Source organism: Microcoleus sp. F4-D5 (assembly GCF_036704885.1).
Classification (GTDB): Bacteria; Cyanobacteriota; Cyanobacteriia; order Cyanobacteriales; family Microcoleaceae; genus Microcoleus.
The window spans coordinates 21111-39161 of sequence record NZ_JAUBSX010000071.1; the positions used below are offsets into that span (position 1 = coordinate 21111).

Genomic DNA, 18051 nt, shown 5'->3' on the forward strand with positions numbered 1-18051 from the left:
TACACGAGTTTTGCGTTGTCAACCCACAGATGTTTTCAATTCTGCGGTACAACTGAGATGTTGCACCATTTTCAATAAGCCTTTTATGAAAAGGTAAGATGCCTGTGAAGCGAGAAAATTTATCTTTTGTGGAACAGGTCGGAAAGCCTGTGAAGCGAGAATAGTGCAAGATCTGAGGTACAACGGATACAGTCTTGGACGCAAGGAATCTATTTTGACACCATCTGTAGTGGTAAGGCGCGCACTGTACACCATACTGGCTCTTCCTTACTTACTGTGCTAATTAATCTAAAAATAATGGCACAAATTCTTATAGAGCAAAGATTTATAGTCTTGTTTTAGCCGTTTTTTATTAAATTCAGATATAGGTTGATTTTCAACTGATTTTCAACTATTTAAACCAATAGTTTGGCACAGTAAGTAACGAAGAGTCCGATATGCTGTATAGCGCTTCTCATTCAGAAAGATGAGGTATTTACTAATTAATTAACAATTCCTCAATCCCCCAATCTAAAATCTAAAATCTAAAATCTAAACTTGTACCTCATCTATATGAAAAAGGCTATATTTCCGGTCAATTACCCGTAAGAAAAAGGGTAATTAACCGGACATCATCTAACAACTAACTTCCTTTAATACCGAATTCGCGGGTCAACGTAAGCATTCAAAATATCAATTACAATGCTGGCAATTACGACAATTGCTGCAAAAAACACCACAATACCTTGAACAGTTGGATAATCTCGCAAGCTAATCGCTTCGTAAAGGCGATTTGCCAACCCCGGCCAAGAAAAAGTAACCTCTGTTAAAATAGCACCGCCCAAAAGTGCAGCAAAAGTCAATCCTAAGACAGTAATCACCGGAATTAGCGCATTTTTCAGAGCGTGAGCCCATAAAATCTGGAATTCGGGAATGCCTCTGGCTCTAGCTGCTTCGACATAATCTGCTTGCAAAGTTTGCTTGAGATTCACTCTGACAATGCGCTCGAAAATGCCGCTCAAAAGAATTCCCAACGTCAAACTCGGAAGTGCCAAATAATGCAAAGATGTGAGAAACTGACCGGGGTTAGCGCTCAGGAGACTGTCAATAGTGTATAGTCCCGTGTAGCCTTCGGGGGCGGGGAATGTGACAGGAAAGCGAGTTCCCAAGGGAAACCATCCCAACTGCACTGCGAAAATCAACTGCAAAACCATGCCGGCCCAAAAAGCGGGCAGCGAGTAAGTGATAATGCCAAACAAACGGCCTGCAGCATCGAAAATAGTGTTGGGGCGGGATGCTGCCAGGGAACCGATACTGATGCCGACAATTAAAGCTACTGCCATGCTACAAACTGCTAATTCCACTGTAGCGGGGAAATAGTCTCCGATAATTTGCCACACGGTTTGTCCGCGAGTGGTGATTGAGGTTCCCAAGTTGAAGCTCAACAAGTCTTTCATGTATTTGAAATATTGCTCCCACAGGGGTGCGTCGAGGCCGAGTTGAGTTCGCATTGCTTCTTTGGCCGCTGCGGGAGCTCGTGACCCGAGAATGGCATCTATGGGGTCGCCCGGAGTGGCCCGCAGCAGCAAAAATACTGCTGTGGTGATTGTCCACAACATTAGCGGTGCGAGTAGCAAGCGGAGAAAAATATAAGATTGCAGGGCTTTGGAACGAGACATAATATTTGGGAATGGGGAATTGGAAATTGAAAATAGACAGTAGAGTGGATTTTACTTACATCTTGCACCATTCTCAAGAACAGGAAAGATGGCTGTTCCACCACAGATAAATTTTATTGTGAACCGTTGCTCCGACGCCGCCCTGAAAGGATGATTGAGAATGGTGCAATATCTCAGTTTTAGCGAAAAAGTCGATCGACTTTTTCGCAATTGGCGATTTTCCTATGCGCCCAGCAGCGATTCAAATGCAGCTTGCAAAGACTTGATATCGCTTACTCTCGCTACTAACAAGTTTTCGCTGCCGGCATCCTCCAGCCTGTACCTCCAATACTGGATGCTATCGGAGTTGTTCATCCAGAAATTAATCACTGTGTTTACAACTCGATCGACATCCCAGCCGTGGTTAGGAGAAACTGTCTCTACGGATGCCACAAACGCATCGAGAGTGCACTTCCAGTTTCCCAAGTATTCTACACCTGACTGCTGCTGTTGTTGGAGCAATTCCTGCTGCTGGTTAAAAAAAGTTAAAGTTGGCGATACGCCCAGGATTTCAAATGTATAGTTCATGTCATCCTCCAGAAGTATTATTTTGCCAAAATATCGAGCGTCCAAAAAAGCCAAAAACGCTTTACTTTGCTGCCCTCGATCGATGCAGATGCTTCAATTATCCTCTTTGTAGTCGATGGCTTACGCTCCGCTAAGCTACGGGATTTTGGCCGCTTATCTTATTAATAGCAAATTTTTTAACACCCGATTGTCAAATAATTTACATTTATTTTACCGAGGTAAAAATTTTTAAATCAGGTTTTTATTAAGCAGGCGTAAGGGAGGTACTCCGCACCCGGAGAAAGCGATCCCATTTGAGATGAAAAATTTATTTGAGATTAAAGAATTGAATTATTGGGAATGACTGATGACGATCGCGCTGTGGAGCACGGGCCTAAAGTTGCTTTTTTTTACGGAGTGTGACTTTTTGACCGCGAGTCTGCAGAGCGATCGCCACATTCAGGCAAGTAGTGCCATCATTAATATTACAAGTTTTTACAGTAGCGGTGGAAACCTCAGCCAAGTTTTGAGCGGCCGGTCACCGCACTTCACTCTTGCTGTACAACTTTGTAACTTATATCTAGGGCATCTTTTAAACGACAAACGATACGTAAACTCGGTAGGTGTCAGAATATTGATGTTATTGAAAAATCTGAGCAGTTGTCTGATGAAAAGCTCGCCCAAGATGTCACTGAGCCTAGTTTTGTTGATACCGCTGGTGGTGCAAATCTCTGTAGCAGTCGGCGTGACTGGATGGCTGTCGTTTCGCAACGGCCAGAAAGCTGTCAATGACCTTGCTACTAGGTTAAGCTTGGAAGTTGCAGCGAGGACGAAAGAAAATTTCCGCAGTTTTGGGGATGTGTCTCATTTATTCCTGCAAATGAATACTGCTGCGATCGCCTCTGGCAACTTAGACCCGGAAGACTTGCCCAACTTAGAGCGCTATTTGTGGAACCAGACCAAGCTGAGCGATCGAACTACAACCATCTACTACGGAGACGAACAGGGCAAATTCCTCTTGCTCAAGCGAGAAGCAGAAAGCTTAGTATACATCAGAGACGAATCAACCGCCCCAAACCGCCAAATTTATCGCCTAGACAGCCAAGGAAATCGCACTGAGCTAATCAAAACCGCCGCCTATGACCCCCGTACTAGACCTTGGTATCAAGCTGCCAAACAGTCAGGAAAAGCCACTTGGTCTCCAATCTACGTTTTCGCAGCACCACCAGTGCTCGGCATTACGCCGGTGATGCCCATTTACAATGAAACAGGAAACCTGCGGGGGGTATTGGCAATTGACCTGACTCTTTCTCAAATCAGCGATTTTCTCAAAAGCATCAAAATTAGCCCGTCGGGACAAGTTTTCGCGATCGAACGCAGCGGCGAAATAGTCGCCAGTTCCACAGACGAATTGCCCTTTGTCAAGGACAAAGATGGACAAAAACGGCTGTTGGCGACACAGAGCAAAAATTTGCTAATGCGATCGGCGTCCACATACTTGCAAAAACGATTTGGCAGTTTTGAACAAATTGACAACCCTGGACAGTTTACCTTCGATATAGACGGCAAACGTCAATTCATTACCGTTGCTCCCCTGCAAGACGGCCGCGGTCTCGATTGGCTGATTGTAGTGGCAATCCCAGAAGCAGACTTTATGGAGCAAATTAACGCCAACACTCGGATAACTATTTTATTGTGCTTTTTTGCCTTCATGCTGGCGATCGTCCTCGGAATTTTTACCTCTCGCTGGGTTGTCAAACCGATTACCCGATTGCTGGAAGCTTCCAAAGCTTTAACAAAAATGTCGGAATCATCCGACTTCACATCCTCGGAATTAGACAGGGAAGTCGAAGTTCAAGGCGTCAACGAACTCGGTCTCCTAGCTCAGTCTTTCAACCAAATGGCCAGACAATTGCGATCGTCTTTTGTTGCCCTAGAACAAACCAACTCTAGTTTAGAACAGCGAGTAGCAGAGCGGACGGCCGAACTCGAAGCCGCCGAAGCAGAATTGCGGGCTTTGTTTGCAGCCATGAGCGAATTAATTATAGTTGTGGACGCCACCGGCCGCTATTTAAAAATCGCGCCCACCAATCTATCCCTGCTGTACAAACCAGCCGAAGAATTAATGGGCAAAACAATCAGGGAGATGTTTCCGCAAGCTACAGCAGACAATTTTCTCAACCACATCCGAGCTGCTTTAGATACTCAGCAAACTGTCAGCATCGAGTACGATTTAACCATTAACGACCGCGAAGTTTGTTTTGCAGCAAGCATTTCGCCACTTTCGGAAGAATCCGTAATTTGGGTGGCTCGCGATATTACCGAACAGAAGCGAGCCGAATCGGCGCGACGCCAAAGGCAAAAACAATTGCTGAAACAAAATACCGTTTTGGTAGAATTGGCAAGAAATAAAGCACTGTATCGAGGCGATTTGCAAGTAGCTTTGAGGCAAATTACCGAAGCGGCCGCTCATACCCTAGATGCAGAACGAGCTGGAGCTTGGTTGTACGATGAAAGCCGATCGAAACTGCAATGTCTCGACCAATTTAGCCGCAGCAACCCACAGCATCAAGCAGGTGCCGAACTCGCAGCAGCAGACTATCCAGCTTATTTTAAAGCTTTGGAAGAACACCGGACGATCGCAGCCGATGACGCTCTCTCAGATGTTAGAACCAGAGAATTTGCCGAATCTTACTTTTCAAAAGTGAGTACTACATCAACCTTAGATGCGCCGGTGCGGCTGGGAGGACAAACAGTCGGAGTCATCTGTATCGAACAAGTGGGAACTACTCGCAACTGGACATTAGAAGAACAAAATTTTGCTGCTTCCCTGGCAGATTTGGTATCATTGGCGATCGAAGCCAGCGAGCGCGATCGTACACAAAGCGCTCTGCGTCAAGCAGAACAAAAATACCGCAGCATCTTTGAAAATGCCGTCGAAGGCATTTTTCAAAGAACCCCCGAAGGCCGCTTCTTGAGCGTAAATCCAGCTTTAGCCCGCATCTATGGCTACGCCACTCCCGAAGAATTGACATCAAATCTCACAAACATCAGGCAGCAAGCTTACGTCAATCCTCAGCAGGGCGACAAGTTTATGCGGGTGATGGAAGAATTCGGAGAAGTTTCGGGGTTTGAGTCAGAAGTTTACCGCGTTGACGGCAGCGTAATTTGGATTTCCGAAAGCGCGCGTGCAGTGCGCGACGCCGACGGCGAGGTACTCTACTATGAAGGCAGCGTCGAGGATATTAGCGATCGCAAAGTCTTTGAATCCGCCTTGCAACTGGCCCTAGAAGCAGCCGAAGCAGCTTCCACCGCAAAAAGCGCATTTTTGGCAAACATGAGCCACGAACTGCGAACTCCTCTAAATGCCATCATCGGCTACAGCGAAATGCTCCAAGAAGAAACCGAAGAATTGGGCTACGATGAACTCATCCCAGATTTAGACAAAATCCGCACTTCTGGCAGACACTTGCTATCGCTAATTAACGACATTCTCGACATTTCTAAAATCGAAGCCGGTCGCATGGATCTTTACTTAGAAACCTTTGACATCGCCGCCTTGATTGAAGAAGTCGCATCTACCGCCGCACCGCTAATTGAGAAAAACGGCAACACTCTAAATTTGGAGCGAATTACCAATATCGGCACTATGCACGGGGACATTACCAAAGTGCAGCAGATTTTATTAAATTTGCTGAGCAACGCCGCCAAATTCACTCAAAACGGTACCATTACCCTCACAGCCAGCCGAGAAAAAATCCCAGGTGAAAGTAGTGAATCTAGACAAGAAAATACTTCGGAACCTGCGGAAAATTCTCAATCTTCAATTGCTAGTAAAGAATTTTTAGTTTTTCATTGTACAGATACAGGAATTGGGATGAATCCAGACCAGTTGCAGCAAATTTTTCAACCCTTTACCCAAGCAGACGCTTCTACCACGCGCAAGTACGGCGGCACCGGTTTGGGACTAGCCATCAGCCAGCGTTTTTGCCTCATGATGGGCGGCAATATTTCAGTAAAAAGTCAGGAGGGTGTGGGTTCTACTTTTACGATCCGCTTACCTGTTAATAATTAAAAGCTCCCAAAATAAATAAATGTTAAGAAAAATTCAATCAACTTAAAACCACGTAAACTAATTATGTTTCCGAAAAAAAGTAACACTGAATATGCTGACATCGGACAGCTCAAGCACACCAGTCCCTTTGATAGTTGATGATGATGGCAGCCAAGATGGGATGACGGCCCTAGCCTATATGCTGCAAAATCCGAAATTTAGTGTCAAGGCGATCGCCATTTCCCAAGGACTAGCTCGCCCGCAAATATTTGGCAACAATGTCGAGCTAATGTTAACTCGATTAGGCAAGACGGGTATTCCTGTTGCGGTTGGCAGAGATACTCCCTTAGCCGGAAATAACACTTTTCCGCCAGAATTTCGGGACGCCACGGATAATTTTTGGTCGCCATTTGTTACTCTACCCGATCGCCCTCTAGAAACAGTCGATCGGCGGGATGCTGCACAATTAATTATCGACACCGTAAAGGCCTCGCCACAACCAATCCAAATTTTGGCAACAGGCTCCCAAACAAACATTGCAGAAGCACTCCGCCGCGACCCCACAATTATTGACAATATAGCAGGCGTTCACATCATGGGAGGTGCTGTTTTTGTTCCCGGCAATCTCAGAGAACACCTCGATCCAATTCTGAAACAAAACGCTGTTTCCGAGTTTAACATCTGGGTCGATCCGCAAGCGGCAAAGGAAGTCTTTGATGCTGCATCGAAAGGATTACCAATATTTTTAACACCGCTGGATGCCACTAACAAAATTGGATTTTCTCGCGCCGATCTCAACGCATGGAAAGCTACAGGTACTCCAGAAAGTACGATCGCATCAGAATTATTAGACTTTGCTCTCACAGTTGTTTCAGGCAACGATCCGCTGATTCCTAACCCGGCATGGGATTTAGTAGCAGCGCTAACTTTAAGCGAACCTACCTTCTCCAAAGCAACGCCGCTGCACCTAGATGTCAATACCAATGGCGCACCAAGCGTTAACCAAGGGCAAACATTTGCAGTTCCCAACCTGCCTCCCAACGTCAATGTATATCTCAATCCCAGTTTCAACAATCTAGGATTTAGTTCGGGTGACCTTTTCAAAAGCTCTAACGCTTCGGCTGGTAATATGATTGTCGGAACTGCTAGCAATGAATACCTGGATGGAGGTGCTGGCAAAGACACTATTTCCGGTAATGGCGGCAATGATAACCTCGACGGCGAAGCTGGCGACGACATCATCTCCGGGGGCCCACAAGCCGATCGGATTTTAGGTGCTGCAGGTAACGACACCATCTACGGTAACGGTGGCAAAGACTTACTGATTGGCGGCTTGGGCAATGACCAGATCTACGGCGGGCCGATCGCAGATACGATTTTAGGTGGAGGTGGCAACGACACTATCTACGGCAATGGCGGCAAAGACTCGATCGACGGCAGCCTTGGTTCTGACGTGATTTGGCTGGGTTCCGGCAAGGCTAAAGTTGCCCTGACAACAGGAGATGGCTTCGACACCATTAATGGCTTCTTGATTGGCGCAACCAAATTGAGTGCAAACAACTCCAATAATTTGTCCTTTACTGATAGTTCTAACGGCGTCCAAATCTTCCAAGGAAACGATTTGCTCGCTGTTGTGTCCGGTCAGTTAGCTAATACTTTTAGCAACAACTTAGCTGATATTTTCGTAGCTTGAAACTGCTGTTGCTCATGGACTTGCTCTGTTTGGGAATCAATGTTGTTACTGTACCTATGCGGTTTTCAACCGCTGTATCCAGAGACTCTGCCTCGCATGCGAAGAGAAAACTTTAACTGGTTCCTAGGCTCTAACTGAGAACCAGAAAAGACTTTTCTTACTGCAAACAATTTAATTCCTTTGGATGCTTCTCGGATCGAGAGCATCTCGCAACCCATCCCCCAATAAATTGAACGCCAAAACCGTCAAAATAATCAGTATCGCCGGAGGCCAAACCAACCAAGGCTGCAACACTAAAATTGAAGCATTAGTAGACAGGGATAGCAAATTTCCCCAAGAAGGGTCTGGCTGTTGAATTCCCAAGCCAATTAAACTCAAAACCGACTCCGCCACAATAAAACCCGGAACCGACAAAGTAGCAGAAATAATTACATAAGTAGCAGTTTGCGGCAAAACGTGGCGGACAATAATATAAATTGGATTGGCGCCCATTGCCCGCGCCGCTTGCACGAATTCTCGCTGTTTAATTGACAGTACCTGGCCGCGAATCACTCGCGCTAAACTCGCCCAACTGATAAATGAAGTAATCAGTACAATCAATATAAATCGCTGAACACTTGTCAATCCTGGTGGCAAGACTGCTGCTAGCGCTACTAATAAATAAATACCGGGAATGGTCATCAATACTTCGGCGAAGCGCATTAAAAGACTGTCAATCCAACTGCCGAAATAACCGGATATTCCTCCGATCAACAATCCCAAGGGAAAAGAAATTGCTATTCCTACTAAACCGATGCTGAGGCTAATTCGGCTACCCTGTACTAAGCGGCTGAATTGATCTCGCGCTTGTTCGTCGGTGCCTAAAATATTAATTTTGCCTTCTCCTGTAGTGCCAAACAAGTGCCTGTCAAAAGGCAAAATTCCTAAAAATTTATAGGGAGAAGCTTTGACAAACAAACCTAGAACCGACGGTTTTTGCCAGTCTACAATGACCTCGCGATCGCCCGTATTCGCATCCACTGGGCCCTGAGTAGTCGGATAAACGTGGGGACCGATAAATCGCCCGTCTGGGGTGGTTAAATAAATCTGAGTTGGCGGCAGCAATGAACCGTTTAATTGAGAGTCGTAGGGGTCATAAGGCGCGACAAATTCGGCGAAAATTGCTACTGTATAAAAAATTAACAGCAGCACGGCTCCTAACCGAGCTAGAGGGTTTTTTCTAAGATTTTGCCACCATTGCATAATTTTTTAGGTTTGATATTTTAATGAGGTTCGCAGTAAGGACTAAAGTTTTTAAAGTTCTTAAAGTTCTTACTAAAGACTTTAGTCTTTTCTTAATATGTTCATCAGCAAAAACTCAATTCCAGATCTAATTTTAGGAAATCAAGTCATTACTACAAACATTAGACTATTTTTGTTCATCTGCTACCAAAATTATTTTACTTTCATTTTCTGCTATTTTCCCCAATTCCTCGCCGCTAAAAGGATTGTAAAAAAACGAGCCTGTTTGTGGCGGCAGTTTGGGATTGAGTACAATTTCTACTATACTCTTTACAACCCCTGTGAGCGGAATTGCCAGGATAACTCCCAACAACCCTCCCACTCTACCTCCTAACAGCAAAGCTGTGAAAATAATTACCGGACTCAATCCGGTGAGATTGCCCATGATTCGGGGAGCTACTACATTATCCTTGATTTGCTGGAGACCGATCGCCACTACCAAGACTTGCAGCGCCAGCCACCAATCAATAAACGCTACAATTATACTAACAGTCCCAATTCCCAAAGTTGCTCCGATAAACGGAATTATTTCCGTCAATCCTATAAATACCGCAAACAACAGAAAAAACGGAACTTGCAGCCACCAAAAAGCCAGAGCCAGCGAGATAGCCATAAATAGTCCCAGCAATAACTGTCCCGATACAAACCGCTGCAGGTTTCTCTCCAAAGTCTCTGTTAAAACATAGCGAATTTCTGGGGAAAAAATGCTGGTCAAACCCTGCCACACTCTTTTCCCGTCTAGGAGCATATAAAAGGAAATTACCAAAATAAAAATTAAGTCCAAAAACCAGTTAACAGTACCTACAACTAAGCCTAAACCCGTACCGGCGATCGCCTGGACTTGTTCCTGCACTTTCGCTGATAACTGCTGCTCCAATATTTGCACGTCAAACGGCAAATTGCGCTCGGCACTCCATGCTTGAAATTCACCTAGCTGCTGTCGCGCCGACTCCAGTAATTCCGGGAACCTCACTCCTAACTGCCTCGCTTGGCTGAACACCGGCGGCACAATAGTTAAACCGATTACGACTACCACCACACCCGCAGTTAAGTAAACCAGTCCCGCAGCTACTCCCCGGGGCAAAAATACTTGCAGTCTTGCTACTGCATAATTTAATAAAAATGCAATGAGTCCCGCTGTTACTAAAATGCTCACCAGTTCCCCAACATAACTAACAGCAGTCAGGGTAAACCATCCCGTCACTAGCATTAGCAGCCAAGTAATTAGAAACTGTTGGACGGGAGAAAAGACACTATTCATTGTGATTTTTGTCAATTAAACTGGTACAACTTTCTGACCCGATTTGTCGGGTTCTACGACAAACACATTAGAGTATAGATTAACAATAATCAGTTCAAGATCTGACTTAATTATTTCAGCATTGATGAGTTGGTGACGGCAAAACCGCTCGGGGACAGAGAATGCGAGTGCGATCGACCCCACGCTGCAAAATCATCCTAATCTTCAGTATGCCCCGGAGCCAGATCGAATTAAATGTCGATCGTACAAAGGCTCAATTCGCCATTGTAAGGTGAAATGGCGCTACACTCACCCAAAAGGAGGACGCGCAACTGCTCAGGCTCTTCGTTAAAATGAATCAGATATAAAAAGCGCAATCTTTCTTTACAATAAAAAACCACAGCCTAATAGCGGCGAGAGGAACTACCGTGACCAATCAAGTTTTTTCAGAAGCGGAAGAAAAGCAACCCCTTCCCTCCGTGCAGAGCGGACGCGACAAGAACTCAGCAGTGGAGGTACCAGAGAGTGGCGTCTCAGACCACTCTCGCTGGCAATTCTCCGGTGAGGAAGATGAACGAGAAGTTGCCCTGGAAGTTCCAGAAATCGAGGGGGAACAATCAGAAATTTGGGAAGCCGAAGCAACTGAAGTTGGGCCCAACAAAGAAATCAGGTGGCCTGCCTTGTTGGCGGGCGCAGGCATTGGCGTGGCTGCAACCCTGCTAGCAGTACACTTGACTGGAGGCAAGCAGAGCGCGCGTCCGGCAGTTCCAATTCCATCGGCAACTCAGCAGGCGATTGCTCCGACGGTGACAGTGGCGCCTGTAGAATCTGCCCAGGTGGGTGAAACTTTGGAAGCGACGGGCACCGTGGCAGCCTATGACTTGCTGCCAGTGCTGCCACAGGCCAACGGTTTGCAAATCAAGCAGGTGTTGGTGAATGAAGGGGATGCGGTAGAAAAAGGTCAGACGATGGCGGTTTTGGACGATTCGGTGCTGCGGTCGCAAATTGCCGAAGCGCTTGCGGGAGTACAATCGGCCAATTCCACGGTAGAACAAGCCCAAGCTCAGGTACAGCAAGCCGAGTCAGCTCAACAAGAAGCCCGAGCCGGCGTCGCTCAAGCTCAAGCTGGCGTTGAAAAAGCCATCGCTGACGCAGCGCAAGCCCAAACAGGCGTCGGCCAGGCTAGGGCCGGTGTGGAGCAAGCTAAAGCTGGTGTCACTCAAGCTAAAGCCGGTATTGCCTCCGCCCAGGCTAAATTAGATCAAGCTCAAAGAGAAGTAAATCGCAGTCAAAATTTGGCCGCTCAGGGAGTAATTAGCCAGCAAGATTTGGAAAGGCGAAAGACGGAACGGCAGACTGCTGTTCAAGACTTGAACAAAGCTAAAGCTGACTTGAATACAGCTTTGCAAGAACAGAATAAAGCAGCGGAAGAAGTGCAATCTTCTCTTGCTAGAGTAGCTACTGCTGAAGCTAATATCAGTACGGCTAGAGCGGCCCTAGCCAGCGCTCGTGCTAAAGTGAATACGGCCGGAGCGAGTGTCAGCAGTGCCAGAGCAAATGTCGGAAATAACGCAGCAAGTGTCCGCAGCAATGATGCACAAGTCAAACAGTTACAAACTCAACTAGAACAAACAATTGTTCGAGCGCCGGATAGCGGTACTGTGGCGGAAAGAATTGGTCGAGTGGGCGATGTTTCTTCGGGAAGTCAAAAACTATTTTCGATTATTCGGGGCAACAAGCTGGAACTGCAATTGAAAGTCCCGGAAACTCAGGTTGCGCAAGTGCGGCCCGGAACAGCGGTCCAAATTACTTCTGACTCAGACAAGCGGATTAAGTTGTCAGGAACTGTGCGAGAGATTTCGCCGGTAGTTGACCCGCAAAATCGGCAAGCTACGGTGAAGATTGATTTGCCGGCAAGCGAGTTTTTGCGATCGGGAATGTTTTTGCGCGCATCAATTGCGACGGCAACGACTCAAGGTTTGAAAGTCCCCGCTAAAGCTATTTTGCCGCAAGCTGACGGCAGTTCTATTGTTTATAAACTTGTCGGCGAGGACAAGGTGCAGGCTCAACGGGTGGAAGTTGGGGAAATTTCCGGGGGTGCTGTAGGCGATTTGACTGCTGCTAAGGTGGAGGTTAAAAACGGTTTGAAGGCGGGCGATCGGGTGGTTGTTACTGGCGCTGGTTATTTGAAGGATGGCGATCGGGTTAAGGTTGGTAAATAGTTATTGGTTATGGGTTATTTTTAGATTCTTGTCTTTTTTTAACCGCAGATGAACGCAGATAAACGCCGATGAACGCAGCTCGCCAATTCCTAATACTTTGACTCAGCTCAGTACAAGTTGCCAATTCTAAATTATGTCTTTCAACATTTCGGCTTGGTCGATCAAACGGCCCGTCCCCACGATTGTTTTATTCTTAGTTATGACAATCGGGGGTCATTGGTGACAAGTTAAGGCTCAAAGCCACTTGTCAAGGGGATTTTCGGAGGTAGCTCAAAGAAAAAAGGTTCTCCACAGCAGACAGCATTTGCAAAGGGTGCCACAATCAACTTGACCTTGGGTTTTCGTTGAGCTTTGACAATCCCTCAATCTCGATTTTCCTCTGCGGCAAAATACTTTACGGGGTCAGCAGCTAATCCCTTATGATGACCCAATATCAACCCACATTCCGCACCCTCAACTGTCACAATCGGAAATTACGGAGATAAAAAAGCAAAGCTTGCATAAAAAGAGACATCTTCCCTCAAAAAAGAGATTCAAGCAGCGATGAATGATCGAAAACGGTAATATTTATATTTACTCCCTCTCAAATCGTGAATTTTCCACTCCTAAAAAAGCAGTTTTTTGAGTAATATTACTGATTGACAAATGCAATAAAGTCTTAACTTGTCACCCATGGTTGGGAAGCTGCTTGAAGTATGGGTGAAGACCCACTACTAATTCGTTCATGGAGTAGGGGTAATGCCCAACTTCCATGAGCTTCAGGTATCCAGGCAATTGTACTGTACCCCTGTCCAACAGTTACGCCCTTGTGATATTCATGGGTTCTGTCTTTTAACGTTTTGGCATCTGGCCAGACCCATGTAGTGTGGTCGATTGCCACTAATATATGTTCTGTTGGGAGTGCTTCTTTCTGTAATTGCTCCAGATACAGCAGCATCAGTTTTTTCCGATCGGGTCTACAGTCTTGTAACGCTTCGTAGACGCGATTGCAATTGACGATTGAATAATGGATTGAGGGAAAATTCCGCGCTCACTGACGCATTCCTTGTGGTCATAACTGAATCCATGAGCTCGAAAGTGGCATAGGAGAGCTGGCACCAATAACCCTGTTTTGTCACTTTCGGCAAAAAATAATCAGGAACGCTTAGAGCATAAGACTTTTACCAAAAATCCTGATTTCAGCCATTCTGTTAGAAAATAAACGCTCGAATGCTCGCTATATCTACAGTTAAAAATTTGGGTATTATTTTTATCTTCCCAGAGTGACCGAAGAGGGTTAATGTGTTGGCGTGCAAGCCCAAAAATTCGACTGCTTTTCTAAGTGGTATGTATGCCATTCACTCATCTTAGAGCGTATATGAGCAAATATTAGTATTTGTTAGAAAACTATATACTGTCGCTCAACCGCCCCAAAGTCACGTTAATTGTAACGAAACATTACAAGATGACGTTAAAGCAGCATAGAGGCTTGACAGCAAAAAATGAATCGACTAATCTGATATACATACCCGGGTAAGTCAATTCACTGTCATATGCAAGAAAAGCAAAAAGTTACATTGTATCTTCCACCAGAACTGCATCGCCAGCTCAAAATCCGAGCCGCAGTCGAAACAGAACCGATGTCATCAATTGCAGAAAGGGCAATTGTCTTCTACCTAGGAAATCCCGAACTGGTTGACGAAGTAGAAGCCTCATACGGACAAACTCATCGGGTATACAACTGTCCAGAATGCACGGGTTCATTAGTAATGCGAGATGGAGAACTGGCATCCGTCACAAGTCAGCCGAGCGTATTGGCTGAGCAGGATCTTCCAGTAAAGCAGGTGTCAGGCGTCAGCGCTAGCACAGTCCAACCGGGAGAGGAAGAATTGGTTCCCTGCTAAGAATGCCTTGCTTCCCCAAAAAGCTAGAACTGAAAATTTCAGTAAGAGGGCTAATGGCAGCATTGAGATTCAGCAAAGATAGCACCGTCTCTAGTGGGTCGAGGAATATGCAAGAAGAGATCAGTATTCTAATCCAAGCTCAATATCCTCTGATCTACCTCGTGACATCCGAGGAAGAGCGGTGTGAGCAAGCAATTTCTGTAATAGCTAAAGCCAAGCCGCAGGGACGAGTCTTCGTGTGGACTGTCACCCAAGGCATGGTAGAGTACGGTCAACCTCGTGCAAACACTCAGCAAAGCACCCTCTCGCCACAGGCAGCAATTGAATGGGCAATTAGGCAGCGGGAACCCAACGACAATCGAAGTATCTATATATTCAAAGACCTGCATCCTTTTAAAGATGATGCCACTGTAACCAGGTTGTTGCGGGATGCGATCGCCAGCTTCAAAGGAACACACAAGACAATTATACTGATGTCTCCTTTGCAGCAAATTCCGATCGAGCTAGAAAAGGAAGTAGTGGTATTAGACTTCGCGCTCCCAGACATGAAGGAACTAAACCAAGTATTGTCTAGCCAGTTGGAGCAAACCAAATCGCGACGCATTACCACAGAAGCACGAGAAAAACTTTTAAAAGCAGCCTTGGGATTGACCAAGGACGAAGCTGAAAAAGTTTATCGCAAAGCGCAAGTTTCGATGGGGCGCTTAACAGAAGAAGAAGTAGACATAGTCCTGTCGGAGAAAAAGCAACTAATTCGGCGCAACGGCATTCTAGAGTTCATTGAAGAAGACGAAACCCTGGATGCAGTCGGCGGTTTAGAAGAGCTGAAGCGGTGGCTGAGGCAGCGTTCCAACGCCTTTACAGAGAGAGCGAGAGAATACGGTCTGCCTCAACCAAAAGGGATGTTAATTCTCGGCGTACCGGGATGCGGAAAATCGCTGATTGCCAAAACTACCTCCCGCCTATGGGGACTGCCCCTGCTGAGGCTAGATATGGGCAGGGTCTACGACGGCTCGATGGTGGGTCGATCGGAAGCAAACCTGCGCAACGCCCTCAAAACCGCAGAATCCATCTCTCCAGCCATCCTTTTCATCGACGAACTAGACAAAGCCTTTGCAGGAGGAACTGGTTCTGCCGACTCAGACGGAGGCACGTCAAGTCGGATTTTCGGTTCCTTCCTTACTTGGATGCAAGAAAAGACTTCCCCAGTCTTCGTAATGGCAACAGCCAACCGAATCGAGCGGTTGCCGGGTGAGTTTTTGAGGAAAGGCCGGTTCGACGAACTCTTCTTTGTTGACCTGCCTACCAAGGAAGAACGCCAAGATATATTTAAGATTCACCTGTCAAAACGGCGTCGGGACATCTCTCGCTTCGATTTAGAGCAACTTTCCAACGTTTCCGACGGATTTTCAGGTGCAGAAATTGAGCAAGGGCTAGTAGCAGCCATGTACGAAGCCTTCGCTCAAGATCGAGAATTTACGCAGCTAGATATCATCGCGGCCATTAAATCCACATTGCCACTGTCTAAAACCATGACCGAACAGGTGACTGCCCTGCGGGATTGGGCTAGACAGCGCGCACGGCCCGCTGCGTCTTCCGTCGCTGAATACCAGCGAATGGAATTCTAAAAGCTTTCTCCTGGTCCAAACAGGAGCAAAGGCTAGCAACAGCTAGCAGTTCGATTGAAGAGCCGCCCAGCGGCACCGTTAAATCCAGACCGTTGTTGTTTCTCTCTCAGTTTTATTAGGAGGAAATCCAATGTCTCACTTTAGCACTCTGCGTACCAAAATCACTGACGCCGAAATCCTGAAAGCTTCCCTGCGCGACTTGGGCATTTCAGTCAAGTCCGAAGCTGATGTTCGTGGCTATAACGGTCAGCGCGTTCGCTCGGACATCGTGGCGATTCTGGAAGGCGAATACGACCTGGGTTGGTCTCGCAATAGCGATGGTTCCTTTGACCTGATTGCCGACCTCTGGGGCGTCGCCAAAAAGCACAATCAAACTGAGTTAATCAACTCCATTAACCAGAAGTACGCCGTTAACAAGACCTTGGCAGCAGTCAAGCAGCGCGGTTTGCAAAACGCCAACGTCAAGCTGGTAGTGCAAAATTAATCGCTCTGGGCGTTTCCAAGCTCGCGGGTTAACCAACGGGTTAACCCGTTTTCGCTAGCTAGGATGTAAAGTGGGGTTTTGAGCGCGCCACATAATTTTTTAGCACCCCCAAGCAGCAGCTCTCACGTAGAGAGTTGCTGCTTTAATGGTCGGCTACCTAATGCTTCGGGCAAGTGTCGATCGTTTGTTGATAAATTTCAAGTATTGGTCGATCGACTTTGCGTTCCCAGTCAAAATACTGCCGATGCGCTCCAGTCCCGCAGTACCCATACTCTGCGGTTATTATGGTGACTGAGCGAGCTTCAGCATCGCATCTGTCAGTCTCTTCACGAAGCCTTCTTTAGAAGCTGATAACCGATTGCGATTAAAATATCCATGGTAGGATTTTGGCGCGATCGAAAGGTCAGAGGAAATTTAACCGCCGTGTTCATCTGCCCGATAACTACCAGCGCCCCCAATCCGAACATCAACGAAGTAACTGTTGCCGAGACTGGTGTCGGTTCGTGTACCATGTCAACATGGTGTTCGCTTACCAGCCGCCGGACAATGCGGCGCTGTAGGACTTGGGTGTAGAGGTGACTGAGCAGCCCAAAAGTAAATTCATTCACTCTTGCAGGGATAAATATCCCGCAATTGTTAAGCAGCCGCTGCAGCCAAGTGTCGGATATAAAGTGCATTCGATCGCTCGATAGTAGGAAACAGAGCTTTTAGTTCAGCCTATGTGCGTGCGTGGGTAGTGCTTTTATGTAAAGGATAGAGAAAATTGAGGCGGTTGAGTCTTCAGCATTGCTAATCGGATTTGGTGATTGTAGTCATGAATAAAATTCCAGGCGTTGCTGAATTACAATATGAGAGCATGATAGATAATAAGGTAAATTTTTATGAAATGCCCTGAGTGCAGCTCAACTCATATCCGCAAAAATGGAATCCAGAGAGATAGGCACTCATCATATTTGTGTCGATTGCGGTCGGCAATTTCTTGACAAATATGCAGAGCAGAGAGGTTGTAGTGATGATGTGAGACAGGAATGCCTAAAAATGTATGTAAAGGGTATGCGGTTTAGAGCTATTGAGAGGGTTTGCATGAGTGCATCACACTACCATAATCAAATGGGTAAAACTTGTTGGAGAGCTAAGCTGTTGTGCCTTTAAATAGGGTATAATAAAAAACGAGGTTAGTCAATATCTACAAAAATTCCAGCTAAAAACCATCTCAATCCCCAACAAATAGAGAGACTACAAAAAGCCTTAAGAGAGGAAGAAAAAGCAAATATTAGAGAAAGAATTCTAATTTTATTGTTGCTCAATGACGGCAAGACACAATCTAAAATTGCTGATTTTTTGGGTTGCTCAGTCAACAAA

The 18051-nt window shown here is 46.1% G+C and carries 12 protein-coding genes and 1 pseudogene; 8 read left to right on the forward strand and 5 right to left on the reverse strand.

What is annotated here, in order from left to right; translation table 11 throughout:
* Positions 1–632: 632 nt before the first annotated feature.
* Both QUA80_RS25810 and QUA80_RS25815 read right to left on the reverse strand, forming a co-directional pair.
* Complete coding sequence (locus tag QUA80_RS25810; RefSeq protein ID WP_333427848.1) at positions 633–1658, reverse strand: ABC transporter permease; 1026 nt, start codon at positions 1656–1658, stop codon at positions 633–635.
* Between the two features lie 222 nt (positions 1659–1880).
* Positions 1881–2225 carry a hypothetical protein gene (locus QUA80_RS25815; protein WP_333427849.1) on the reverse strand — a complete coding sequence of 115 codons (345 nt, stop codon included), beginning with the start codon at positions 2223–2225 and terminating at the stop codon, positions 1881–1883.
* A gap of 646 nt (positions 2226–2871) precedes the next feature.
* Here QUA80_RS25815 and QUA80_RS25820 point away from each other — a divergent pair.
* Together QUA80_RS25820 and QUA80_RS25825 are read left to right on the forward strand one after the other, a co-directional pair.
* The gene (locus tag QUA80_RS25820) at positions 2872–6279 is read left to right on the forward strand and encodes a PAS domain S-box protein (protein WP_333427858.1); all 3408 of its coding nucleotides are present in this window, start codon (positions 2872–2874) and stop codon (positions 6277–6279) included.
* Between the two features lie 91 nt (positions 6280–6370).
* Complete coding sequence (locus QUA80_RS25825) at positions 6371–7951, forward strand: nucleoside hydrolase (protein WP_333427850.1); 1581 nt, start codon at positions 6371–6373, stop codon at positions 7949–7951.
* A 171-nt stretch (positions 7952–8122) separates the two neighbouring features.
* On the opposite strand, the gene QUA80_RS25830 is transcribed toward QUA80_RS25825, so the two are convergent.
* Complete coding sequence (locus tag QUA80_RS25830) at positions 8123–9193, reverse strand: ABC transporter permease (RefSeq protein WP_333427851.1); 1071 nt, start codon at positions 9191–9193, stop codon at positions 8123–8125.
* 166 nt (positions 9194–9359) lie between these two features.
* Positions 9360–10493 (reverse strand): AI-2E family transporter, encoded by a 1134-nt coding sequence (locus QUA80_RS25835; protein ID WP_333427852.1) that lies wholly within the window; start codon positions 10491–10493, stop codon positions 9360–9362.
* 407 nt (positions 10494–10900) lie between these two features.
* On the opposite strand from QUA80_RS25835, the gene QUA80_RS25840 reads away from it, so the two are divergent.
* From QUA80_RS25840 to QUA80_RS25855, 4 genes are all read left to right on the forward strand, one after another.
* Positions 10901–12694: an efflux RND transporter periplasmic adaptor subunit gene (locus QUA80_RS25840; RefSeq protein ID WP_333427853.1), complete on the forward strand. Its 1794-nt coding sequence runs from the start codon at positions 10901–10903 to the stop codon at positions 12692–12694.
* A 1532-nt stretch (positions 12695–14226) separates the two neighbouring features.
* Positions 14227–14577, forward strand: a complete 351-nt coding sequence (locus tag QUA80_RS25845) for a hypothetical protein (RefSeq protein ID WP_333427854.1) — start codon at positions 14227–14229, stop codon at positions 14575–14577.
* A gap of 107 nt (positions 14578–14684) precedes the next feature.
* A complete protein-coding gene (gene ycf46 / locus QUA80_RS25850; RefSeq protein ID WP_333427859.1) occupies positions 14685–16205 on the forward strand; it encodes a stress-responsive protein Ycf46 in 1521 nt (506 codons plus the stop codon).
* A gap of 130 nt (positions 16206–16335) precedes the next feature.
* Entirely contained in the window at positions 16336–16689 is a 354-nt protein-coding gene (locus QUA80_RS25855) for a DUF1257 domain-containing protein (protein WP_006635781.1), read from the forward strand.
* A gap of 326 nt (positions 16690–17015) precedes the next feature.
* Here the strand turns inward: QUA80_RS25855 and QUA80_RS25860 are convergent, their stop codons facing one another.
* Positions 17016–17366 (reverse strand): hypothetical protein, encoded by a 351-nt coding sequence (locus QUA80_RS25860; protein WP_333427855.1) that lies wholly within the window; start codon positions 17364–17366, stop codon positions 17016–17018.
* Positions 17367–17570: 204 nt separating this feature from the next.
* Here QUA80_RS25860 and QUA80_RS25865 point away from each other — a divergent pair.
* Both QUA80_RS25865 and QUA80_RS25870 read left to right on the forward strand, forming a co-directional pair.
* A pseudogene (locus QUA80_RS25865) lies at positions 17571–17824 on the forward strand (IS1/IS1595 family N-terminal zinc-binding domain-containing protein); the annotation flags it as partial.
* 59 nt (positions 17825–17883) lie between these two features.
* The coding region (locus QUA80_RS25870) for a helix-turn-helix domain-containing protein (RefSeq protein WP_333427860.1) at positions 17884–18051 on the forward strand (168 nt) is incomplete at its 3' end.

Excerpts from the sequence above, each read along its gene's own strand:
- QUA80_RS25860 (WP_333427855.1), bottom strand. The coding sequence starts at position 17,366 with ATGCACTTTATATCCGACACTTGGCTGCAGCGGCTGCTTAACAATTGC.
- QUA80_RS25810 (WP_333427848.1), bottom strand. The coding sequence starts at position 1,658 with ATGTCTCGTTCCAAAGCCCTGCAATCTTATATTTTTCTCCGCTTGCTA.
- QUA80_RS25845 (WP_333427854.1), top strand. The coding sequence starts at position 14,227 with ATGCAAGAAAAGCAAAAAGTTACATTGTATCTTCCACCAGAACTGCAT.
- ycf46 (WP_333427859.1), top strand. The coding sequence starts at position 14,685 with ATGCAAGAAGAGATCAGTATTCTAATCCAAGCTCAATATCCTCTGATC.
- QUA80_RS25825 (WP_333427850.1), top strand. The coding sequence starts at position 6,371 with ATGCTGACATCGGACAGCTCAAGCACACCAGTCCCTTTGATAGTTGAT.
- QUA80_RS25820 (WP_333427858.1), top strand. The coding sequence starts at position 2,872 with ATGAAAAGCTCGCCCAAGATGTCACTGAGCCTAGTTTTGTTGATACCG.
- QUA80_RS25815 (WP_333427849.1), bottom strand. The coding sequence starts at position 2,225 with ATGAACTATACATTTGAAATCCTGGGCGTATCGCCAACTTTAACTTTT.
- QUA80_RS25835 (WP_333427852.1), bottom strand. The coding sequence starts at position 10,493 with ATGAATAGTGTCTTTTCTCCCGTCCAACAGTTTCTAATTACTTGGCTG.
- QUA80_RS25830 (WP_333427851.1), bottom strand. The coding sequence starts at position 9,193 with ATGCAATGGTGGCAAAATCTTAGAAAAAACCCTCTAGCTCGGTTAGGA.
- QUA80_RS25855 (WP_006635781.1), top strand. The coding sequence starts at position 16,336 with ATGTCTCACTTTAGCACTCTGCGTACCAAAATCACTGACGCCGAAATC.